The organism is Sandaracinaceae bacterium (assembly GCA_020633055.1).
Lineage (GTDB): Bacteria > Myxococcota_A > Polyangia > Polyangiales > Houyiibacteriaceae > JADJJE01.
Window position 1 is genome coordinate 17,819 of record JACKEJ010000015.1, and the last position, 16,582, is coordinate 34,400.

The window sequence follows — 16,582 nt, forward strand, 5'->3', positions numbered from 1 at the left end:
GACGCACACGGACGTTGCGTGTCTACTGCTCGCGCAACCCGAGGGGAGCCTCGACCCTCCGACGCGAAGGACCCGCCGCAGGATGACCACGGCCTCACTCCCACAGGACGCCACCTTCCCTCTCCTCCGCAACGTGGAGTCGCGCGTCGCGCGCCTGCGGTATCGCTATCGTCATGGTGAGGACAACGGCCTGCGCCCGGTCGCGGCGGCGAAGTGTTTCCCCATCCTGCGCGAGATCTACAACCCGTCGTGGGCGCTGCGGCACATCCCGTTGGTGCTCGCGTCCACGGTGAACCGCGCGGTGAAGATGCCGCTGGTGAAGTACCTCGACCGTCGCCGCAGCCCGTGGTCGCTCGAGCCCTTCGACGTGATCCCCGGCTTCTATCACCGCCCGCCAGCGGACTCGCGCGCCTACCGCGACGACGGCTACTTCGCGTTCCGCCGCGTGGGCGGCGCGTGCCCGACGGTCATCAGCCGCATCACGAGCGCGGCCGAGCTCGCGGCGAAGGTGCCGACGCTCACCGACGCCGACTTCCAGGCGGCGACGGGCGCGACCACGACGCTGGCCGACGCCATCGCCGCGAACCGCCTGTTCGTGGCGGACTACGTGCGGCTGCAAGAGGCGCTGCGGCCGCAGCACCCCAGCAACGACCGCGACAGCCGCTATCGCGACAAGTACCTGCCCGCGCCCGTGCTGGTGATGTACGAGCGCCCCGCGAGCGGCTCGACGCCGGATGACCTCGTGCCCGTGGCCATCACGGCGGACCAGCCCGGCACCACGCCGAACCCCATGTTCCTGCCGGCCGACGGCGACGCCTGGCAGATCGCGAAGACCTACGTCGAGGTGGCAGACAACAACTGGCACTTCGGCATCGGGCACCTGTACCGCTGCCACTTCATGATGGAGGCGTTCTCGCTCGCGACGAAGCGCAACCTCCCCTGCCAGCACCCGCTGCGCATGCTGCTGGATCCGCACCTGCGCTTCACGCTCTTCACGAACGTGGTCGCGTACTCGTACTTCACGAACACCAACCAGCTGTACGACCGCATGTACGCGGGCACGCTCGAGGAGAGCCGCGCGCTCTTCACCAGCTCGGTCGTTGCGGGCGACAGCGCGCTCGACCTGCTGCCCACGCGCGACCTCGCCGCGCGCAACATGGACGTGGGCCTCGCGCGCTACCCATGGCGCGAGGACGCGCTGCGCTGGGAGAGCATCGCGCGTGACTACGTGACGCGCGTGGTGAACGTCTACTACGCAAACGACGCAGCCGTGACAGCCGACTCCGAGGTGGTGGCGTTCGCGACCGAGCTGCGCTCACCCTCGTTCGCCAACGTGCCCGGCGTGTTCGCCACCATCGACCGCGCCAGCCTGATCGAGGCGCTGACGCTGGCCGTCTACACCGCGGGCGCGGGTCACTCGGCCATGCACTTCCCCATGATCGACCTCTACACGTACGCGCCGACGCAGTGCGAGTCGGCCTGGTCGCCACCCATCCGCACGCAGGCCGAGGGGACACCCACGCGCTTCCGGCAGACGCTGCCCCCCGTGACCGAGGCGCTCGAGAACTACTACCAAGTGGAGATCGGGCACTTCCGCTACGACGTGTTCGGCGACTTCCGCGACTACGCCATCGGCTCGCTCGACGCCGTGCGCCCCGCGGTGGACGCGCTCACCACCGACCTCGCTGCCCTCGCCGCCTCCATCGACGCGCGCGAGAGCACGGCGCCTCCGCGCCGCGGCTACCCGTACCTGCACCCCTCCCTCGTGACCAACAGCGTGAACATCTGATGCTCCCCACCTACTGGACGAACTGGGCCAAGACCCAAGGTTGTTTCACGGTCGTGCGGAAGCCCTGCACCACCGACGAGCTCGTGCGCGTCGTGCGCCGTACCCTCGAGCGCGGCCCGCTGCGCGTGGCGGGTGCCTCGGCCTCGTGGAGCCCGCTGGTGCCCACGGAGGGCACCATCATCGACGTGAGCCGCCTGAACCGCGTGCTCAACTTCCAGCCCGCGCCCTCGAACCGCGTCACGGTGGAGCCCGGTGTCACCATCGAGGCGCTCACGGCGTACCTGGCCAAGCGCGGCTACTCGCTCGAGTGCCCGACGCTGTTCCCAAAGCCCACCATCGGCGGCGCCATCGCGGCGGGCTGTCACGGCACGGGCACCTTCTGGCCGCCCTTCTCGGACTCGGTGCTCGGGCTCGAGCTGATCGACGGGACGGGGCAGATCCGCACCATCGACGAGACCGATCCAGTGGCGCTCAGCGCGGCGCGCGTGTCGCTGGGGCTGCTGGGCGTCATCAAGTCGGTCACGCTGCGCATCCGGCCGGACTTCGCGCTGGACGTGTACGTGCGGCAGCTCGACGTGGATGACACCATGGCCAACCTGAGCGACCTGCTGGCCAGCCACGAGTACGTCTTCTTCATGGGCTTCCCGTTCGAGAAGAACCTCTGGGCGCGCCTCGCGAACCGCTCGAGCGCGCCCTACGACCCGTACACGCTGGCCGAGCGCGTGACCGAGCAGCTGGACGCCGCGTTCGAGGTCATCGGCGGCAAGTACGCCATGCCCTACCTCGCGCGGAACCTGCCCGAGTACACGCCGCTCATGCTGTCCGTGGCGAACGCGATCTCGGTGCAGACCGACCACGACGTGGAGCGCGCCTCGCGCGAGATGCACTTCCAGAAGGGCTATCCGCGCGCGGTGACCATGTCGTTCTCCATCCCGTTGCCCGAAGCGTCCACGGCCTGGACCGAGACCGACCGCATCGTGCGCTGGTTCCGGGCGCGCGGCATGTACCCGGTGAACATGGCCTACGTCGCGCGCTTCGTGGGCGCGAGCACGTCGTTCCTGTCACCCGCCTACGGTCGCGACAGCTGCTTCTTCGAGGTCACGACCGCGGTCGAGACCCCGGACCAGGACGAGTTCTTCATCGAGGCCTGGAAGACCCTCTCCGCCATCCCGGGCGCGCGCCCGCACTGGGCCAAGCGCTGGGAGGAGCCCTTCGACCCGTCGGCGCTGTACCCCAAGTTCGCGGACTTCAAGACGCTGCAGGCGAGCTTGGACCCCGACCGGCGGTTCCTGAACGGGTGGCTCAACGACTTGGGGTTCTGAGCTCAGCCAACCAGCACGTGGCCGGGCATCACCCGCAGCGCGTCAGCCCGTGACGTGGCTCGCGTCGCGTCCCTCGAGGATGCAGGCGATGTGCTCGAGCCCCTTCTGGTGTGTGGAGAGGTTCATCAGCAGCGTGCCGTAGGTGTAGCGCGTGGCGAGCGCCCGGACTTCCGTACCGGTGCCCACGATGTGGAGCGTCTGATCCGTCATGAGCGGCACCAGCGCCGGAGCCAACGCTGCGGCCAGCGCAGGGTCCTCACACTTCACGACGATCACGGCGTCCAGCGATGCGATCCCGGTCGGCTTCGCGGGCAAGGACGTCTGCAGGCGAGGCTCACAGAACTGCGCCCACTCGCGCATGTGAATCTCGAACCGCGGTCGCTCACCGTTCAACGCGGCGCTCAGGCTCATGCCGAACCACTCACGCGTGGTGCGCGTCGACTGGAAGAGGTTCTCCTTGGTCTCCACCTCGGTTCGTTGACTGTACTCGAAGCGATACGGACGACCCCAGCGCGTCCCCGCCGCGGCCGCGAACGACTCCTGCATCCCGTCGCCGTTCAGCTTGGCGAGCATGCCCCCACCCTGCTTGGCCTGCTGGGCATGCTCCGCATGAACGTTCATGAGGTTCAGCTGCGGCGGCCCCTCGCTCACGTCCAGCTCGAGCAGGGCGGCGATGTCCGCCAGCTTGTAGTTCGCGTAGTCCGCGTTGAACTTGGCGGTCGCCTTGGACCGGTAGATGAAGCTGGCTACGACCAACACCACCATCAGGACCGGCATCACAAACGTCATGGCACTCATGGGTCATCCCCTGTTCTGAAAGATCGTGACGATCGCGGTCAGGCCCTGCACGCGATCGGAGATGGCATGAACGCGCCCACCCGCGGTGGTGACGCTCATGGTCATGGTGCCGTCCTCGGTGACGGCCTCGACGTGAGCGACCTCGCTCCACAGCAGCGCGAACGGACGAGCGCCGTCGACGTAGAGGAACCCACGCTCATACACGCCGAGCGCTTGCCGAGCCTCCCGACGCTCGTACGCGAGGACCACCAGCCCGCCCACGACGAGCACCGGCCCCAACCAGAGCCCAGGCTCGACGTCGCCCGCCACGACAGATCCGATCGCGCCGTACAGCAGGAGGAAGAGCCCGACGCCGATGGCCGCCCCCGCGCCGAGGACCTTCACCGTGTCGGCCTTGGCGAAGTGACGCGAGACGAGCGTGCCCAGCCGCTCGTGCATGTCGGGGAGATGAGCGCTCGCGGCGACGGACCCACTGGGGGCGACGCGCGCGACGAGATCCGCCGGGGTCATGTCAGCTGTCCTTGTGCTCACCCTGGTCTCGCTGCGCACGCAGCTCCTCGAGGGCACGAGCTTGTGCGTCGGAGAGATGGTCGACGCGTGCGCTCGCCTCCGCGCGTCGCTTGGGGACCGTCACCTTGTAGTAGACGAAGTACCCGGCGGCAGCCAAGAGCGGCAAGAGCATCCACGGACCTCCGCCGCTCGACGAGGGGGCACCAGTCGCAACGGGCAGCTGCGCCGCGTGCGGGTCGCGCAGGCGCGCCACGGCGTTGCGTACCGACGGCAAGAGTCGCGCTGAGTAGTCGGGTTCATCGGCCAGCGCGCTGCAGGTGCGCCAGCGGCTGGTCAGGCGCCGATCGTTTTCGGAGAGGTACGAAGCGCGGAGCGCGCTGAGGTCGGTGCGCCACACCTGGCAATCGTCGCCCAGATCGCTGCAGATGCGTTCGTCGAGGTCCCCGCACGGGTCGCACCCCACGAGCATCACCAACCCAAACACCAAACCGGCAGCGTGCGCTCTCGACATCCTCATCCAGCCCTTCCAAAGGCCCCTCTGTATCGGCTCGGACCAAGCCTGTCAACGGCGAGGCCACTGCGCGCAGGCAGCCAAGACGGCCCCCCACAGGACCGTGCGGTTGGCGACGCGACGACGGCCGCCGCCCACACCGGGCGGGAAAGCCGCGTCAACGTCTCACGAACGCGCAGCTTCCCGCTCCTTCGCGGCTCATGGAGGCGATCTGCGCACTTCCCGGTCGGCGCCGATGTCTGGCAAGACCGCCTCGACCCTCAGTTCAGAAACGCGTAGGCACCCACCGCGCTCGTGGCCGTTGGCCCGCTGTTCCCGGTTGCGGGCGGGAGCGTACAGCTCACCCAGTTGCTACGCGGATTCGTCCCCGAGTTGAAGCCGGCCACGACACCGCTGCGTGCCCTGACTCGCCATCCCGTTTCGAAGTCCGAGCTCACCGTGAGGGGGAGGTAGCTCCCCGTACCGTTGTGGTAGCGGGAGTGGATGAGACAGTCGATGCCAGCGTCTCGCGTGTTGTCTCGCGCGACAACGTAGACGATCCCGACTGCGGATGCATCGCGCGTGACGAGTGGACAGATCACGTCCACCGGCGACGAGCTGATGTTCTGGATGGACGACGCCATCCGCCAGTTGGTGGTGCCTGCCGTCTCTGGAACGCAGAACGTTCCAGGAAAGAAGCCGTCGTTGGCAGCCACGGCTGGAGTCGCCAGCAGCAGCACAGTCACCGCGGCGACCGACACTCGAATCTGAGTTTTCATGGGAGCTCCGATGAGTGGGTCTGAACTCAGTTGTCGATGAAGTAGTACGCGCCCACGGCGCTGTACTGGCCGAGGTACGGGGCCGGCACGAGGCACTCGACCCAGTTCGACCGCGGGTTGGACGTCGAACCAAACCCGACGGTCGCCCCAGTGAGCGTCGTCACCTGCCACCCACCCGTGTGACCACTGGTTCCAGGCAGGTCCACGTAGCTGACGGAGCCGCTCACCATCGTACCCAGCGAGCATGCGACCGTGCCGGACAGGCTGCGGTCCAGTGCCTGCACGCGAACCTTCCCCGTCGCCGACGCGTCCCGGACGAACAGAGGACACTCGATGGTCACCTGACCGCTGCCACGATTCTCGATGCGATTGTCGACGTAGGCGGTTGTCCCCGCCGCGGCGAGGACACAGAAAGAACCGGGGTGGAAGCCATCATTGGCCGCCAGCGCAGGCGTCGCGACAAGCGCCGCAAACAGGGACACGGACACGATCGATACCTTCACGGAGAGCTCCTTGCGTCCGATGGACGCAGACAGAAGAAAGCTAGTTCTTGAACCAGTACGCAACCACTCCGCTCTCCTCTGGGCCTGGGAAGAACGGGTCATCGTACGCGGGCGGAAGTTCGCACTCGATGTAGTCGATAGAAGGCGCATTCACACTGACAAACCCGACCCCTGTCAGTTGTTGCACGAAGATGCTGGGCCCCAACTCGAGCGACGCACCCAAAGGCGCATAGAAGCGGTCGTGTCCGCTGAATTGTCCCGAGGTCCAGCACTCCACGGCCTGATGCGGATGCTCGTCCACGACCCAGATGCGACGCGCCCCCGTCGCCGCCGCATCCCGGGTGAAGAATGGGCAGGTGACGGTCTGCCGATGGACGGCATCCGTGTTGTAGATAGTTCCATCGTTTCCGTAGCGAAAGTTCGACTGATCGCCTATTCCACTGCAAAAATGTGCAGGATGATAGCCATCGTTGCCAGCTACGGCGACACGATACGGGACGAGCCCAATGACCGTCAGCACCGAGATGAGAATTGCTCTGTTCATTGTTGTTCCACCGAGCGTGAAGGTATCTGTCGATCAGAACGATCGCTACTGAGCCGCGACGAGGATGCCTTCGAAGACGGATACATCGGACGAGATGTACGCCGTGGACACGAGGCCTTCGTTGGTGATGTGTCCCGCCTGTGACCACGGGAAGAGTGTGCGAACGCGCGAGCGAGTGTTCTCGGCCGCTGCTTCGTTGTCGTGCAGGAACTGCACGACGCACGACGTCGTGCTGCAGTCGAGTGCGCCAATGGACGTCCCAGTGGCGATCTCCGGGTTCTCGCGCATCTGTTCGTCGAGAAGTTGGTAGAACCGAGCGGTCGACGAGCTGTCGCTATCGCGTTGAGCGAAGGCCTGTTCAAGCGCGCCTCGAATGACCTCCAGGTCGTCGGTCTGCGCGAGCAGAGGCGCGTTGGACAGGTCGTCGTCCTCGGCTCCCGTCGCGGTGTCGGCCCCGGCCGCTCGTTGCTCGGCGTTCTCCGCAGCAGAGCGCTCCAGCCGCCGCAGTCGGTTCATGACGGTGGACAGGTCCGCATCGCTCGCCAAGCCGAGCGCTTCCGCATCCAGGTGCTGCGCGTCCTCGGGGGTTGCGAGCGCGAGACCGTCTGAGCGGACGGACAGGGACATGACCGAATAGACCGCGAAGGCGCTCAATCCAACGGACAGCACGGTCCCTGGTGATGGGATCCACTTCTTGCTCATGAGCATGTGTCCTTCCACGCATACGCCGGCACCGGAACGCGTTCGCGAACGGCTATGACACCGGCCACGCGACGTCAGTCGATGAAGTAGTAGGCTCCGAGGACACTACGACCGCTGTAGGCAGTCGCGGCCGCCGGGATGGAACACTGCAGCCAGTTCGTGCGTGGACTCGTGCCGGAGTAGAATCCGACGACAACGCCAGTCTTGGAGAGGACTGCCCAGGAACCCGTCGACCCTCCGGTGGCGTCCATCTGAATGTAACTGCTCGCGCCGCTGTAGTAGCGCGAGTAAATCTTACAATCGACTGCCCCCGATTCACTGAAGTCGCGCGCCACGATCCGCATCGTGCCAGTGGCACTTGCGTCACGCGTGAAGATTGGACACGTCACATAGCCCGCGGACGAAGTCGAGGTGTTTTCGATGGTCCCATCCGTGTTCACACGAATCGAGTTCGATAGACGCACACAGAAGCTGGCCGGGTGAAAACCATCGTTTGCGGCCAGTGCGGGTGTCGCAGTCAATCCAAGAAAGATTGCGAGTACGGAAACGACTGATGACTTGGACATTGCTACCCTCTCCAGGTGCACAATTCATGCACAGAACTGCGCCCACAAATGCAGTGTTCCGGACGCTAGCTCGTCCTATGCACGTGGACCAGGAGATTGTCGCGCGCCGTGGTCTTTTCCCCTTCCGAGGTGAACGTTTGCAGTGATGGGCGATTCGACTGCGCCGGTAGTCGGGGAGAACGCGTGCCTCTCTCGGCAGAGCAACCCGCACGAACGCTGCTACTTCGCAGCAGCGGAGGGGCCTTGCGGACCACTTACGCCGAGGCGACGTCCCCCGGAGGTGAGGTGACTGCGCCGACCTGCACCGCGAAGCCCGTCAGCCGCGTCATTCCGCTGATGCGCTCGACCGACTCGGGGCCGTCGGCGGCGAGGACGTTGGCGTTCACGCCCGTGGTGCCCTGGGCCACGCGCAGTCCCTCGGCGCGCTGGTGACCCCAGCCGTGAGGCAGCGCCACTACGCGCGGGGCCAGGTCGTCCGTGATGCGCACGTACACGCGCAGCTCGCGCCCGTTGGCACGCACGCTGGCGAGCGCGCCCTCGCCGAGACCATGGGCCGCGGCGTCGTCCGCGCGCATGAAGAGGTAGTTACGCCCGCGCTTGCCGCGCACCAGCCCCTCCACGTTGTGCATCCACGAGTTGTGCGAGTTGCGCTCGCGCTTGGTGATCAGCCGCAGCTCGTCCAGCGTCGCCAGCTCGCGCTCGAAGCGCGCCTCGAGCCCCTCGGCGGCCTCCATCAGGTCCGGCGGCGCGAGGTCCACGCGCTTGTCCGCCGTGAGCAGGCGCCCCGGGAGCAGGTCGCCCGGGGCCTTGCGGCGCAGCGGCCTACCATGCGGGTGGCGCTGCACGCCCCCGAGCGTGGTCTGCCCCGTCGCAGCGACCATGCCCGCGTACAGCTGGTCCGGGTGGAAGGCCAAGCGCTCTCCCAACACGGGCAAGCGCCGCACGCGCCGGTCGAGCGCGCGCCACAGCTCGCTCCCGCGCACGCCCATGAGCGGGACGCCAATCGCGTGCGCCAGCTCGCGGAAGATCCACCACTCGTGCCGCTGCTCTCCGTCGGGCTCCACCACGGCGGGCGTGTGCTGCAGGTACGGCTCCGTCATGAAGCCCTGCGCGCCCAGCGGCAGGTCGCTGCGCTCCAAGAACGACAGCCCCGGCAGCACGTAGTGCGCCAGCTGCCCCGTCTCGTTGCGGAACAGGTCGATGCACACCAGCAGCTCGAGCGCGCCCAGGGCCTCGCGCATGCGCGCCTCGTTGGCGCAGCTGAGCACCGGGTTGCCCGCGGTGACGAACAGCGCGCGCACCTGCCCCACGCCCGGCGTGAGGATCTCGTCGGGCAGGATGGCCCCCGGCAGCTGGTCCAGCACGGCCTCGAAGTCGCCGATGCGCGAGCGCTGGTGGCCGCGCCCGAAGCCGGTGTGATGCGCCAGCGTCGCGAGCGGGAACATGCCGTGCGGCACGATGGCGCCCCCCTCGCGGTCGAGGTTGCCGCTGAGCACGTTGATGGCGTTCACCAGCCAGAACGCGAGCGAGCCCGTCTGCCCCATGTTGAGGCCGGTGGACGCGTACACGCTGGCCCCCGGCGCGCTCATGAACGAGCGCACCAGCTCGCGCAGCAGGGCCGCGTCGACGCGCGTGACCACCTCCGTGCGCTCGGGCGGGAAGGCCGCCACCAGCTCGCGCAGCCCGTCTTGGCCGCGCACGTGGCGCACCGTACCTGGGTCGTGGTCGGCCAGCAGCACGTGCAGGAACGACAGCAGGAAGAACACGTCGGTGTCGGGGCGGATGAAGACCTGCTCGCCCACGCGCTCGGCCGTCTCCGTGCGCCGCGGGTTCACGTGCACCACGCGCCCGCCGCGCGCCTCGATGCCCAGCAGCGTGTCCACCGCGTTGGGCGCATGCACGAAGCTCATCTGGCTGATGGCGGGGTTCGTGCCGATCAGCACCACCATGTGCGTGCGCCCCAGATCGGGCACCGGCTGCAGGATCGCGGACCCATACATGCGCTCCGCCACGGCGAACTTGTTCGAGCAGTCCTGCGTGGACGAGCCGTAGGCGTTGCGCGTGCCGAGCCCCTTGGTGAAGGCCGCGGCGAACATGGCGTGCGCGATGCTGAACGCGGCGGGGTTGCCCAAGAACGTTCCCACCGCGTGCGGCCCGTGCTGCTCGCGGATGGCGCGCGTGCGCTCGCCGATCTCGCGCAGCGCCGTCTCCCACGACACGGGCTCGAAGCGCTCGGTGCCGGGCACGCGCCGCAGCGGCGTCTTCACGCGGTCCGGCGAGGCGTGCACGTCGACGTAGCGCACGCCCTTGATGCACACGAAGCCCTTCGAGGACACGTGGTCCGGGTCGGGGCGCAGGGCCAGCACGCGGTTGTCCTCGACGTCGGCCAAGAGCCCGCAGGACGCCTCGCAGATGCGGCAGAAGGTGGGGATGGTGCGCATGGGAGCCTTCCTCGGATACAAACGACGCCACAGCGTACCAGCGGTCTCCCGCGCTTGCACCGTGTGTCCCCGCAACGTCCGGTGGTCGCGTCGTGGCCCAGATGCGACACGTCGGAGCCACACCGCGTGTCGCCATCGCGTTGACGCGCGCCTTCCCGCTCCGGCAGCATCACGGGCTCGTCGAGGAAGCGCATGGCCACGGTCCGACTCACGAAGCACCTGTTCACGTTCTTCCCGCAGCTGCAGGGACAGGACATCGTCGTGCCCGCGCAGACCGCGGCGGACGTGGTCCGCGAGCTCGAGGCGCTGGCTCCCGGCATCGCGCTCTACCTGTGCGACGAGCGCGGCGTGTTGCGCACCCACGTGAACATCTTCATCGGGGACGAGCGCATCCTGGATCGCCGTCACCTCTCGGACCCCGTCGCGGAAGACGCGCAGGTGTTCGTGTTGCAATCACTGAGCGGAGGCTAGGCATGGCGCAGCGCATTCTGGTGGGGACTCGCAAGGGCACGTTCGCGGTGGAGAAGACCGACGGCGCGTGGCGGCCGCGGCTGCTGGGACACGCCGGCGCGGGCGTGAACTTCGTCGCGCGGGACCCGAACACGGGCACGCTGTGGGCGCTGCTGGGCCACGGCCACTGGGGGGCCAAGCTGTCGCGCTCCAAGGACGACGGCGTCACGTGGGAGGACGCTCCGCAGATCACCTACCCCGAGGGCGCGCGGCACTACGCCGACGTGCTGCCGGTCGAGGGCGCGGAGGTGCCCGCGAAGCGGCCCATCAAGGCGTCCACGCTGCTCAAGCTGTGGGTCATTTCGTTCGGCTCCGACGGGCGCATCTACGTGGGCACCATCCCGGGTGGGCTCTTCGTCAGCGACGACGGGGGCGAGAGCTTCGAGCTGAACCGGCCGCTGTGGAACCACCCGTCGCGCGGCGGCGACCTCTTCACGACGGACGGCACCGGCGACACGCACTGGTGGGGTACCCCAGCGTCTGAGGGCGAGTTCGCGCCTGGCATCCACTCCATCGCGGTGGACGCGCAGGACCCGAAGCGCTTGCTGGTAGCCATCTCCACGGCGGGCGTGCTGGAGAGCACGGATGGGGGCGCGAGCTGGACGGGGCGCAACAAGGGCATGCTGAACGACTACCTGCCGGACCCGGCGGCCGAGTGGGGGCACGACCCGCACTTCGTCGAGCTGTGCCGCGACCAGCCCGAGCACGTGTGGCAACAGAACCACTCGGGGGTGTTCTACAGCAGCGACGGGGCCAAGAGCTGGAAGCGGGTGAGCGCGCCCGACGTGGGCGTGCACTTCGGCTTCCCGGTGGCGGTCGACGAGCGCGACGGGCGCAAGGCGTGGCTGGTGCCGGGCAAGTCCGACCAGCAACGCACCGCCATCGAGGGCGCGCTTTTCGTGGCGCGCACGCGCGACGGGGGCGAGACGTGGGAGGCGCTGCGCGACGGCCTGCCGCAGGAGTGCGCGTACGACGTGGTCTACCGTCACGCGCTCGCGAACGAGCTGGGCACGCTGTGCTTCGGCAGCACCACCGGCAACCTGTACGTGAGCGAGGACGAGGGCGACAGCTTCGTGTCCGTCGCGACGAACCTGCCGCCCATCTACTCGGTGCGTTTCGGGTGAACCCGCGCGCGAGACGACGCGTGACGCCGGGCGCCCGGCCAAAGGACGCCCAGCGTCGGACCCACACCGTCGCTGGGGGTGGGCTGGTCACCGACGGTGGACGCCGCTAGAGTTCCCCAAGTGGTGACAGGCAACGAGAAGGTCGGACCCCACGCGCTGGCGTGCCTGCTCGGCCTCGTGGGCGTCGGCTACCTGGACCACGTGACGGGCAACGAGATCCGCCTGTTCCCGCTGTACTACGTGCCGATTGGATGGGCCGCGTGGTACGGGCCCACGTGGCTCACCGTGGCCTCCGTCGTCGGCGCGACGGTGGCGTGGCTCGTCGCCGCCCTCACCAGCGGCCTGGTGTACAGCCAGGCGTTCATCTGGCCATTGAACACGGCCGTGCAGCTGCTCGCGTTCGGCGTGCTGGGGGCCCTCCTGGTGGGGCTCAAGCGCCGGCTCGCGCGCGAGGTGCGGGCCGGCCGCTACGACGCGCTGACCACGGTGCTGAACAAGCGCGGGTTCGAGGAGGCGGCCGCCAAGACCTTCGGTGCGCTCGAGCCCGACGAGGACCGCGCCGTGTTCGTGTTCGTCGACCTCGACAACTTCAAGCAGGTGAACGACACCCAGGGACACGACGCGGGGGACGCAGCGCTGGTCGAGGCCGCGCGCCTGCTGCGGAGCAGCACGCGTCAGCGCGACGCGGTGGCCCGCTGGGGTGGGGACGAGTTCGTGCTGCTGCTGGCGGACACGGACCTCGCGCACGCCGAGACCGTGCTGGAGCGGCTGCGTTCCGCGCTCCAGGCGGAGATGACGCGCCGCGGTTGGCCCATCACGGCGAGCATCGGCGCGCTCGAGGTGTCCACCGCCGGGGCGACGCTGACTGACGTGCTCAAGGCCGCCGACACGCTGATGTACGAAGCCAAGCGCGAAAAGAACAAGGTGGTGGCGGGCCGCTACAAGCCTGGCCAGGCCACGGCGCTGGCCCCCTGACGGCGGCGCTATTCAGGCGTGAGCAAGAAGTGCGCGTTCGCCGCCGCGACGAGCTTGTTCGGGTCGTCCTGCCAGCAGAAGGTGCGCACGTTCGCGACGCGGCGCCCGTGCCGAATGAACTCGGCGCGCGCGAAGGTGTCCTTGCCGCGCTCGGCCTTCTGCAGGAACTCCACCGTGATGTTGATGGTCTTCGGTACGCGCACCGTGTCGGCCGACCACAGCAGCTTGAAGATGGCGGCCGACTCCATCATCGCGCCCAGCGTACCGCCGTGCAGCGCGTCCACGGAGCCGTTGCCGATCAGGTGCTCGGCGTAAGGCATGGTGACGCGCAGGTCGCCGTCGACGACCGTGACCTGGAAGCCCATGAAGCGGGCGTAGGGCACGAGCGCCAGCAGCTGCCCGAAGTCGTTGCTGTCCCGCGCGTGCAGCAGGGCGTCCTTGAGCTCGGTCATCTCACTTGTCCCCGCGGAAGATGATGAACGTGCCAGCGCACGACGCGACCGGGTCGTTCGGGTCGCCGTCGTGGGTGATGCCGCGCGTGAAGGCCACGTTCTTGGTGACGCGGTAACACTCGGCGCGGCAGACGAGGTCCGCACCGCGCGCGCCGGGGCGCAGGTAGTCGATGCGCAGGTCGAGCGTGGCCACACGCATGGGCTTGCCCAGCCGGATCATGACCGCCCCGCCGCAGCCCGCGTCCATCAGCGTGGTGACCGCGCCGCCGTGGATGACGCCCGTCTCGGGGTTGCCCACCAGCTTCTCGGAGTACGGCAGGCGCAGCTCCAGGAACTCGGGCTCGAAGTCCACCAGCTCGATGCCGAGCGCCACGTTGTGCGGGACGCCGTTGACGAACACCCGGTCGATCAGGGTGCGGACGCGGTCTTTGTCGGGGATGGCGCTCATGTCACTCGTACCGGACGATCACGTGGAAGCCGAAGGGAGACTCCACGGGGTCGCTGACCTCGCCGATACGTAACGCGAAAGCCGCGCGCTCGAAGGCGGGCACCATCTGGCCGCGCCCGAAGGAGCCCAGGTCGCCGCCGTTCCCGCCGGGGTCGTCGCTGTACTCGCTGGCCAACGCGTCCCAGTCGTTCGGGTCCGTGCGGGCTAGCTCGGCCACCTCGGCGGCCAGCTGGAGGGCCTGCTCACGCGTGCGCGTGACGTCGTCGCTGGCGCCGCGGGCGCCGACGTAGCTGATGAGGATGTGGCGCGCCGCGATGCTGGTGGGCCCCGTCTGCGGGTTGGGCTGGCGCGCCACAATGAAGAAGCCCTGCGGGGTCTCGATGGCCGAGCTGACGTGGCCCACGCGCAGCGCGAAGGCGGCCGACACGATCTCGGGTGGGAAGGTGTCCGAGTCTCGCTGCAAACGGTGCGCGTCGTCCCGCGTGTCCGAGTACTGCTGCGCCAGTTCGCGGAAGCTGGTGCCCGGCTGGTGAGCGAGGCCCGCGACGACACCCGCGCGGGCCTCGGCCTGCGCGCGCGTGCGCGTGGTCTCCTCGTCGGCCCCCTCGGCGCCCTCGTAAGCGATGAGGATGACGCGCACCGCGATGAGGTCCACGTCGTCGTCGGCGGCAGCCTGCTCGCGCTCGGGGTAGAGGTCCCCATGGTCCACCGGGGCGGGCAGGCGACACCCAGGGGCGAGCGTGACCAGGAGGGCGAGCACGAGGATGAAGGCGCGGGGCGCAGACGAGAGACACGTCATGCGAGCGAGGTACCCCGAACGCTGCGCCGTGTCGAGCGCGCAGCAGCCCCGTCCACGGGCCGCGAAGCGCTCAGATGGGCTGGGGCGTACCGGGCGGCGGGGCGGTCTGGGCCGCGCCCGAGCCGGTCTGGCCCGCGCCCGAGCCGGTCTGGCCCGCGCCACCGCCGCCACGGGCGAGCAGCCGACGAATGCGCCCCTCGTCGAAGCCGGTGAGGATCGTGCCGTACACGTCGATGACGGGGATGCCCGTGGTGGCGACCCCGGCGGCGCGCGCCTTGCGGTTCATCTCGTCGCGCGCGCCCGGGTCCCGCTCGATGTCACGATCCACGAAGGCCACCCCCTCGCGCTCGAAGAAGCGCCGGGCCTGACGACAGGCGCCACACCATGACGCTCCGTACAAGACCACCTCGCCCGAAACGGCTGCGAGCGCGGCCCCCGCCGTCGCGCTGGGCCGAGCCTGTTCCACCCGCGCATCGAACGCGGCGCGCGACATCAGGCGCGCCTGCGTGGGGAGCTCACTGCGCAGGTCCGCCACGAACACCCGCCCGTCCGCGGGACGCTGGTCGGGAGGGAGCGTGAGCGAGTCCACGCGCACCCACGCGCGGGCGGCCTCGGGGACCTCTCCGACGTGATGAACCGTGTGCGCACCCTCGGCGTCGACGTACGTGAGCAGGAGGTCGTCCCCCGCGTCGTTCAGCGCGAAGGGCAGGTCCACCAGCTCGGCCTCTGCCTGCGCGGCTTCGTCGCTCCCCGTGGGCGCGCTCGCGTCATCCGCCGACGCGCCGCAACCGGACACGTTCGCGAAGGCCACCAGGGCACACGAGGAGAGCGCCCACGCGACGAGCGTGGCGCCCGCGAGAGGGCCCGTGACGTTCCGTGCTTCCATGCGGGACGCAGTCTACCAGCCCGCGCGGCAGCGCGCAGGCAGCCAGCCGTTCACGACGCGCGGATGGGCTCCCATCGATGTCCCTCGGCGTCGGCTCGTCGTGGCGGAGGCTCGCCATCACCGAGCCCCAGCCTCAGAGGGGGTAGCTGCGCACCTGACAGGCGTCGAGGGCGCCCAGGCCGCCCAGCGTCTCGTCCGTCCGCTGGCCCTGAGCCCCCCGCACCATGAAGACGATGCGGTGGCTCTGCTCGGAGCCGCGGTTCTCCCACGTGTACGACAGGGCGCGCGCCTCGCGCAGCCCCGTCGTCATCTGGGTGATCAAGCCGTCCCAGAAGCCCGCTTCGCGTCCCTCACCCGCAACGTAGGCCGTGCACGTGAACACGTAGCCGTGGTTCGGCTGAGGGCGGTCGATGGTGATGGCGAACCCCGCGCGGAGGAAGTCGGTCGAGCCGACCTGGCGACCATCGGCGAGGACCACGACGAGGTCGTTGTCCCGCTCGAGCACAATGTGCTCGCCGAAGCTGCGGGCCCAAACGCGCGTACCCCCGGACATGTCGTGCACGAAGCCGCTGCGGTAGCCGATCGTCGCGGTCCAGTCGAAGGACTGGCGCGTGCCGAGACGCGTCGCGATCTCGGAGACGGTCGGCAGCGTGGCGGCGCTCCGTGGGACGGTCGAGAGTGCGCCTGCGGGCATGGGGACGAGCTCCACGCCCGCGCTCGCGGTGGACACCTGGGTCTGGAGGCCTGGGTTCAGCGAGGCCGCGCGGCGCTGCACGTCGGCGATGGACGGACCGCTGGTCTGCATCGGTCGCCGCTGGGCGATGACGGGCGCGCCGGCCATCAGCCCCGTCAGGCCCATGAAGCCAAGGAGGGCCGTCGCGAGGAGCGCGAGGCGGCGCAGCGGGAGTCGGGAGCGTGGGTGGGTCATGGTGTTCTTTCGGGGT

Annotated in this window: 19 protein-coding genes; 5 read left to right on the plus strand and 14 right to left on the minus strand. The window is 68.9% G+C overall.

Features of this window, described 5'->3' with window-relative positions; all coding sequences use genetic code 11:
* The first annotated feature begins 82 nt into the window (after window positions 1-82).
* Complete coding sequence (locus H6726_29980; protein ID MCB9661907.1) at window positions 83-1,789, plus strand: hypothetical protein; 1,707 nt, start codon at window positions 83-85, stop codon at window positions 1,787-1,789.
* Window positions 1,789-3,111, plus strand: a complete 1,323-nt coding sequence (locus H6726_29985) for an FAD-binding protein (protein ID MCB9661908.1) — start codon at window positions 1,789-1,791, stop codon at window positions 3,109-3,111. The genes H6726_29980 and H6726_29985 overlap by 1 nt, the downstream gene beginning before the upstream one ends.
* Window positions 3,112-3,153: 42 nt before the next feature.
* Here the strand turns inward: H6726_29985 and H6726_29990 are convergent, their stop codons facing one another.
* The 9 genes from H6726_29990 to H6726_30030 all read right to left on the minus strand — a co-directional run bounded on the left by H6726_29990 (window position 3,154) and on the right by H6726_30030 (window position 10,444).
* Window positions 3,154-3,909 carry a hypothetical protein gene (locus H6726_29990; GenBank protein MCB9661909.1) on the minus strand — a complete coding sequence of 252 codons (756 nt, stop codon included), beginning with the start codon at window positions 3,907-3,909 and terminating at the stop codon, window positions 3,154-3,156.
* A 3-nt stretch (window positions 3,910-3,912) separates the two neighbouring features.
* Window positions 3,913-4,419 (minus strand): hypothetical protein, encoded by a 507-nt coding sequence (locus tag H6726_29995; GenBank protein MCB9661910.1) that lies wholly within the window; start codon window positions 4,417-4,419, stop codon window positions 3,913-3,915.
* Between the two features lies 1 nt (window position 4,420).
* Window positions 4,421-4,930, minus strand: coding sequence for a hypothetical protein (locus tag H6726_30000; protein MCB9661911.1), 510 nt, complete (start codon window positions 4,928-4,930; stop codon window positions 4,421-4,423).
* A gap of 260 nt (window positions 4,931-5,190) precedes the next feature.
* Complete coding sequence (locus H6726_30005; GenBank protein MCB9661912.1) at window positions 5,191-5,688, minus strand: hypothetical protein; 498 nt, start codon at window positions 5,686-5,688, stop codon at window positions 5,191-5,193.
* Window positions 5,689-5,714: 26 nt separating this feature from the next.
* Window positions 5,715-6,191, minus strand: coding sequence for a hypothetical protein (locus tag H6726_30010; GenBank protein ID MCB9661913.1), 477 nt, complete (start codon window positions 6,189-6,191; stop codon window positions 5,715-5,717).
* A 40-nt stretch (window positions 6,192-6,231) separates the two neighbouring features.
* Complete coding sequence (locus tag H6726_30015) at window positions 6,232-6,735, minus strand: hypothetical protein (protein MCB9661914.1); 504 nt, start codon at window positions 6,733-6,735, stop codon at window positions 6,232-6,234.
* A gap of 45 nt (window positions 6,736-6,780) precedes the next feature.
* Window positions 6,781-7,437, minus strand: a complete 657-nt coding sequence (locus H6726_30020; GenBank protein ID MCB9661915.1) for a hypothetical protein — start codon at window positions 7,435-7,437, stop codon at window positions 6,781-6,783.
* A gap of 74 nt (window positions 7,438-7,511) precedes the next feature.
* Complete coding sequence (locus H6726_30025) at window positions 7,512-7,772, minus strand: hypothetical protein (protein MCB9661916.1); 261 nt, start codon at window positions 7,770-7,772, stop codon at window positions 7,512-7,514.
* Between the two features lie 485 nt (window positions 7,773-8,257).
* On the minus strand, window positions 8,258-10,444 hold the full coding sequence (locus H6726_30030; protein MCB9661917.1) for a molybdopterin-dependent oxidoreductase: 2,187 nt from the start codon (window positions 10,442-10,444) through the stop codon (window positions 8,258-8,260).
* Window positions 10,445-10,636: 192 nt separating this feature from the next.
* Between H6726_30030 and H6726_30035 the strand changes: the two genes are divergently transcribed.
* From H6726_30035 to H6726_30045, 3 genes are all read left to right on the plus strand, one after another.
* A complete protein-coding gene (locus H6726_30035) occupies window positions 10,637-10,915 on the plus strand; it encodes a MoaD/ThiS family protein (protein ID MCB9661918.1) in 279 nt (92 codons plus the stop codon).
* Window positions 10,916-10,917: 2 nt separating this feature from the next.
* Window positions 10,918-12,078 carry an exo-alpha-sialidase gene (locus H6726_30040; GenBank protein MCB9661919.1) on the plus strand — a complete coding sequence of 387 codons (1,161 nt, stop codon included), beginning with the start codon at window positions 10,918-10,920 and terminating at the stop codon, window positions 12,076-12,078.
* A gap of 120 nt (window positions 12,079-12,198) precedes the next feature.
* Window positions 12,199-13,053 carry a GGDEF domain-containing protein gene (locus tag H6726_30045; protein ID MCB9661920.1) on the plus strand — a complete coding sequence of 285 codons (855 nt, stop codon included), beginning with the start codon at window positions 12,199-12,201 and terminating at the stop codon, window positions 13,051-13,053.
* Between the two features lie 8 nt (window positions 13,054-13,061).
* On the opposite strand, the gene H6726_30050 is transcribed toward H6726_30045, so the two are convergent.
* The 5 genes from H6726_30050 to H6726_30070 form a co-directional block, all read right to left on the minus strand.
* Window positions 13,062-13,505 (minus strand): PaaI family thioesterase, encoded by a 444-nt coding sequence (locus H6726_30050; GenBank protein MCB9661921.1) that lies wholly within the window; start codon window positions 13,503-13,505, stop codon window positions 13,062-13,064.
* A gap of 1 nt (window position 13,506) precedes the next feature.
* Window positions 13,507-13,953 carry a PaaI family thioesterase gene (locus tag H6726_30055; GenBank protein ID MCB9661922.1) on the minus strand — a complete coding sequence of 149 codons (447 nt, stop codon included), beginning with the start codon at window positions 13,951-13,953 and terminating at the stop codon, window positions 13,507-13,509.
* A 1-nt stretch (window position 13,954) separates the two neighbouring features.
* Window positions 13,955-14,752, minus strand: coding sequence for a peptidylprolyl isomerase (locus H6726_30060; protein ID MCB9661923.1), 798 nt, complete (start codon window positions 14,750-14,752; stop codon window positions 13,955-13,957).
* A gap of 70 nt (window positions 14,753-14,822) precedes the next feature.
* Entirely contained in the window at window positions 14,823-15,638 is an 816-nt protein-coding gene (locus H6726_30065) for a glutaredoxin family protein (protein ID MCB9661924.1), read from the minus strand.
* A gap of 133 nt (window positions 15,639-15,771) precedes the next feature.
* Window positions 15,772-16,566 (minus strand): hypothetical protein, encoded by a 795-nt coding sequence (locus H6726_30070; GenBank protein MCB9661925.1) that lies wholly within the window; start codon window positions 16,564-16,566, stop codon window positions 15,772-15,774.
* Window positions 16,567-16,582: the final 16 nt, after the last annotated feature.

Coding starts and splice junctions, on each gene's coding strand:
- H6726_29980 (MCB9661907.1), top strand. CDS start 83: ATGACCACGGCCTCACTCCCACAGGACGCCACCTTCCCTCTCCTCCGC.
- H6726_29985 (MCB9661908.1), top strand. CDS start 1,789: ATGCTCCCCACCTACTGGACGAACTGGGCCAAGACCCAAGGTTGTTTC.
- H6726_29990 (MCB9661909.1), bottom strand. CDS start 3,909: ATGAGTGCCATGACGTTTGTGATGCCGGTCCTGATGGTGGTGTTGGTC.
- H6726_29995 (MCB9661910.1), bottom strand. CDS start 4,419: ATGACCCCGGCGGATCTCGTCGCGCGCGTCGCCCCCAGTGGGTCCGTC.
- H6726_30000 (MCB9661911.1), bottom strand. CDS start 4,930: ATGTCGAGAGCGCACGCTGCCGGTTTGGTGTTTGGGTTGGTGATGCTC.
- H6726_30005 (MCB9661912.1), bottom strand. CDS start 5,688: ATGAAAACTCAGATTCGAGTGTCGGTCGCCGCGGTGACTGTGCTGCTG.
- H6726_30015 (MCB9661914.1), bottom strand. CDS start 6,735: ATGAACAGAGCAATTCTCATCTCGGTGCTGACGGTCATTGGGCTCGTC.
- H6726_30020 (MCB9661915.1), bottom strand. CDS start 7,437: ATGAGCAAGAAGTGGATCCCATCACCAGGGACCGTGCTGTCCGTTGGA.
- H6726_30030 (MCB9661917.1), bottom strand. CDS start 10,444: ATGCGCACCATCCCCACCTTCTGCCGCATCTGCGAGGCGTCCTGCGGG.
- H6726_30035 (MCB9661918.1), top strand. CDS start 10,637: ATGGCCACGGTCCGACTCACGAAGCACCTGTTCACGTTCTTCCCGCAG.
- H6726_30040 (MCB9661919.1), top strand. CDS start 10,918: ATGGCGCAGCGCATTCTGGTGGGGACTCGCAAGGGCACGTTCGCGGTG.
- H6726_30050 (MCB9661921.1), bottom strand. CDS start 13,505: ATGACCGAGCTCAAGGACGCCCTGCTGCACGCGCGGGACAGCAACGAC.
- H6726_30055 (MCB9661922.1), bottom strand. CDS start 13,953: ATGAGCGCCATCCCCGACAAAGACCGCGTCCGCACCCTGATCGACCGG.
- H6726_30060 (MCB9661923.1), bottom strand. CDS start 14,752: ATGACGTGTCTCTCGTCTGCGCCCCGCGCCTTCATCCTCGTGCTCGCC.
- H6726_30065 (MCB9661924.1), bottom strand. CDS start 15,638: ATGGAAGCACGGAACGTCACGGGCCCTCTCGCGGGCGCCACGCTCGTC.
- H6726_30070 (MCB9661925.1), bottom strand. CDS start 16,566: ATGACCCACCCACGCTCCCGACTCCCGCTGCGCCGCCTCGCGCTCCTC.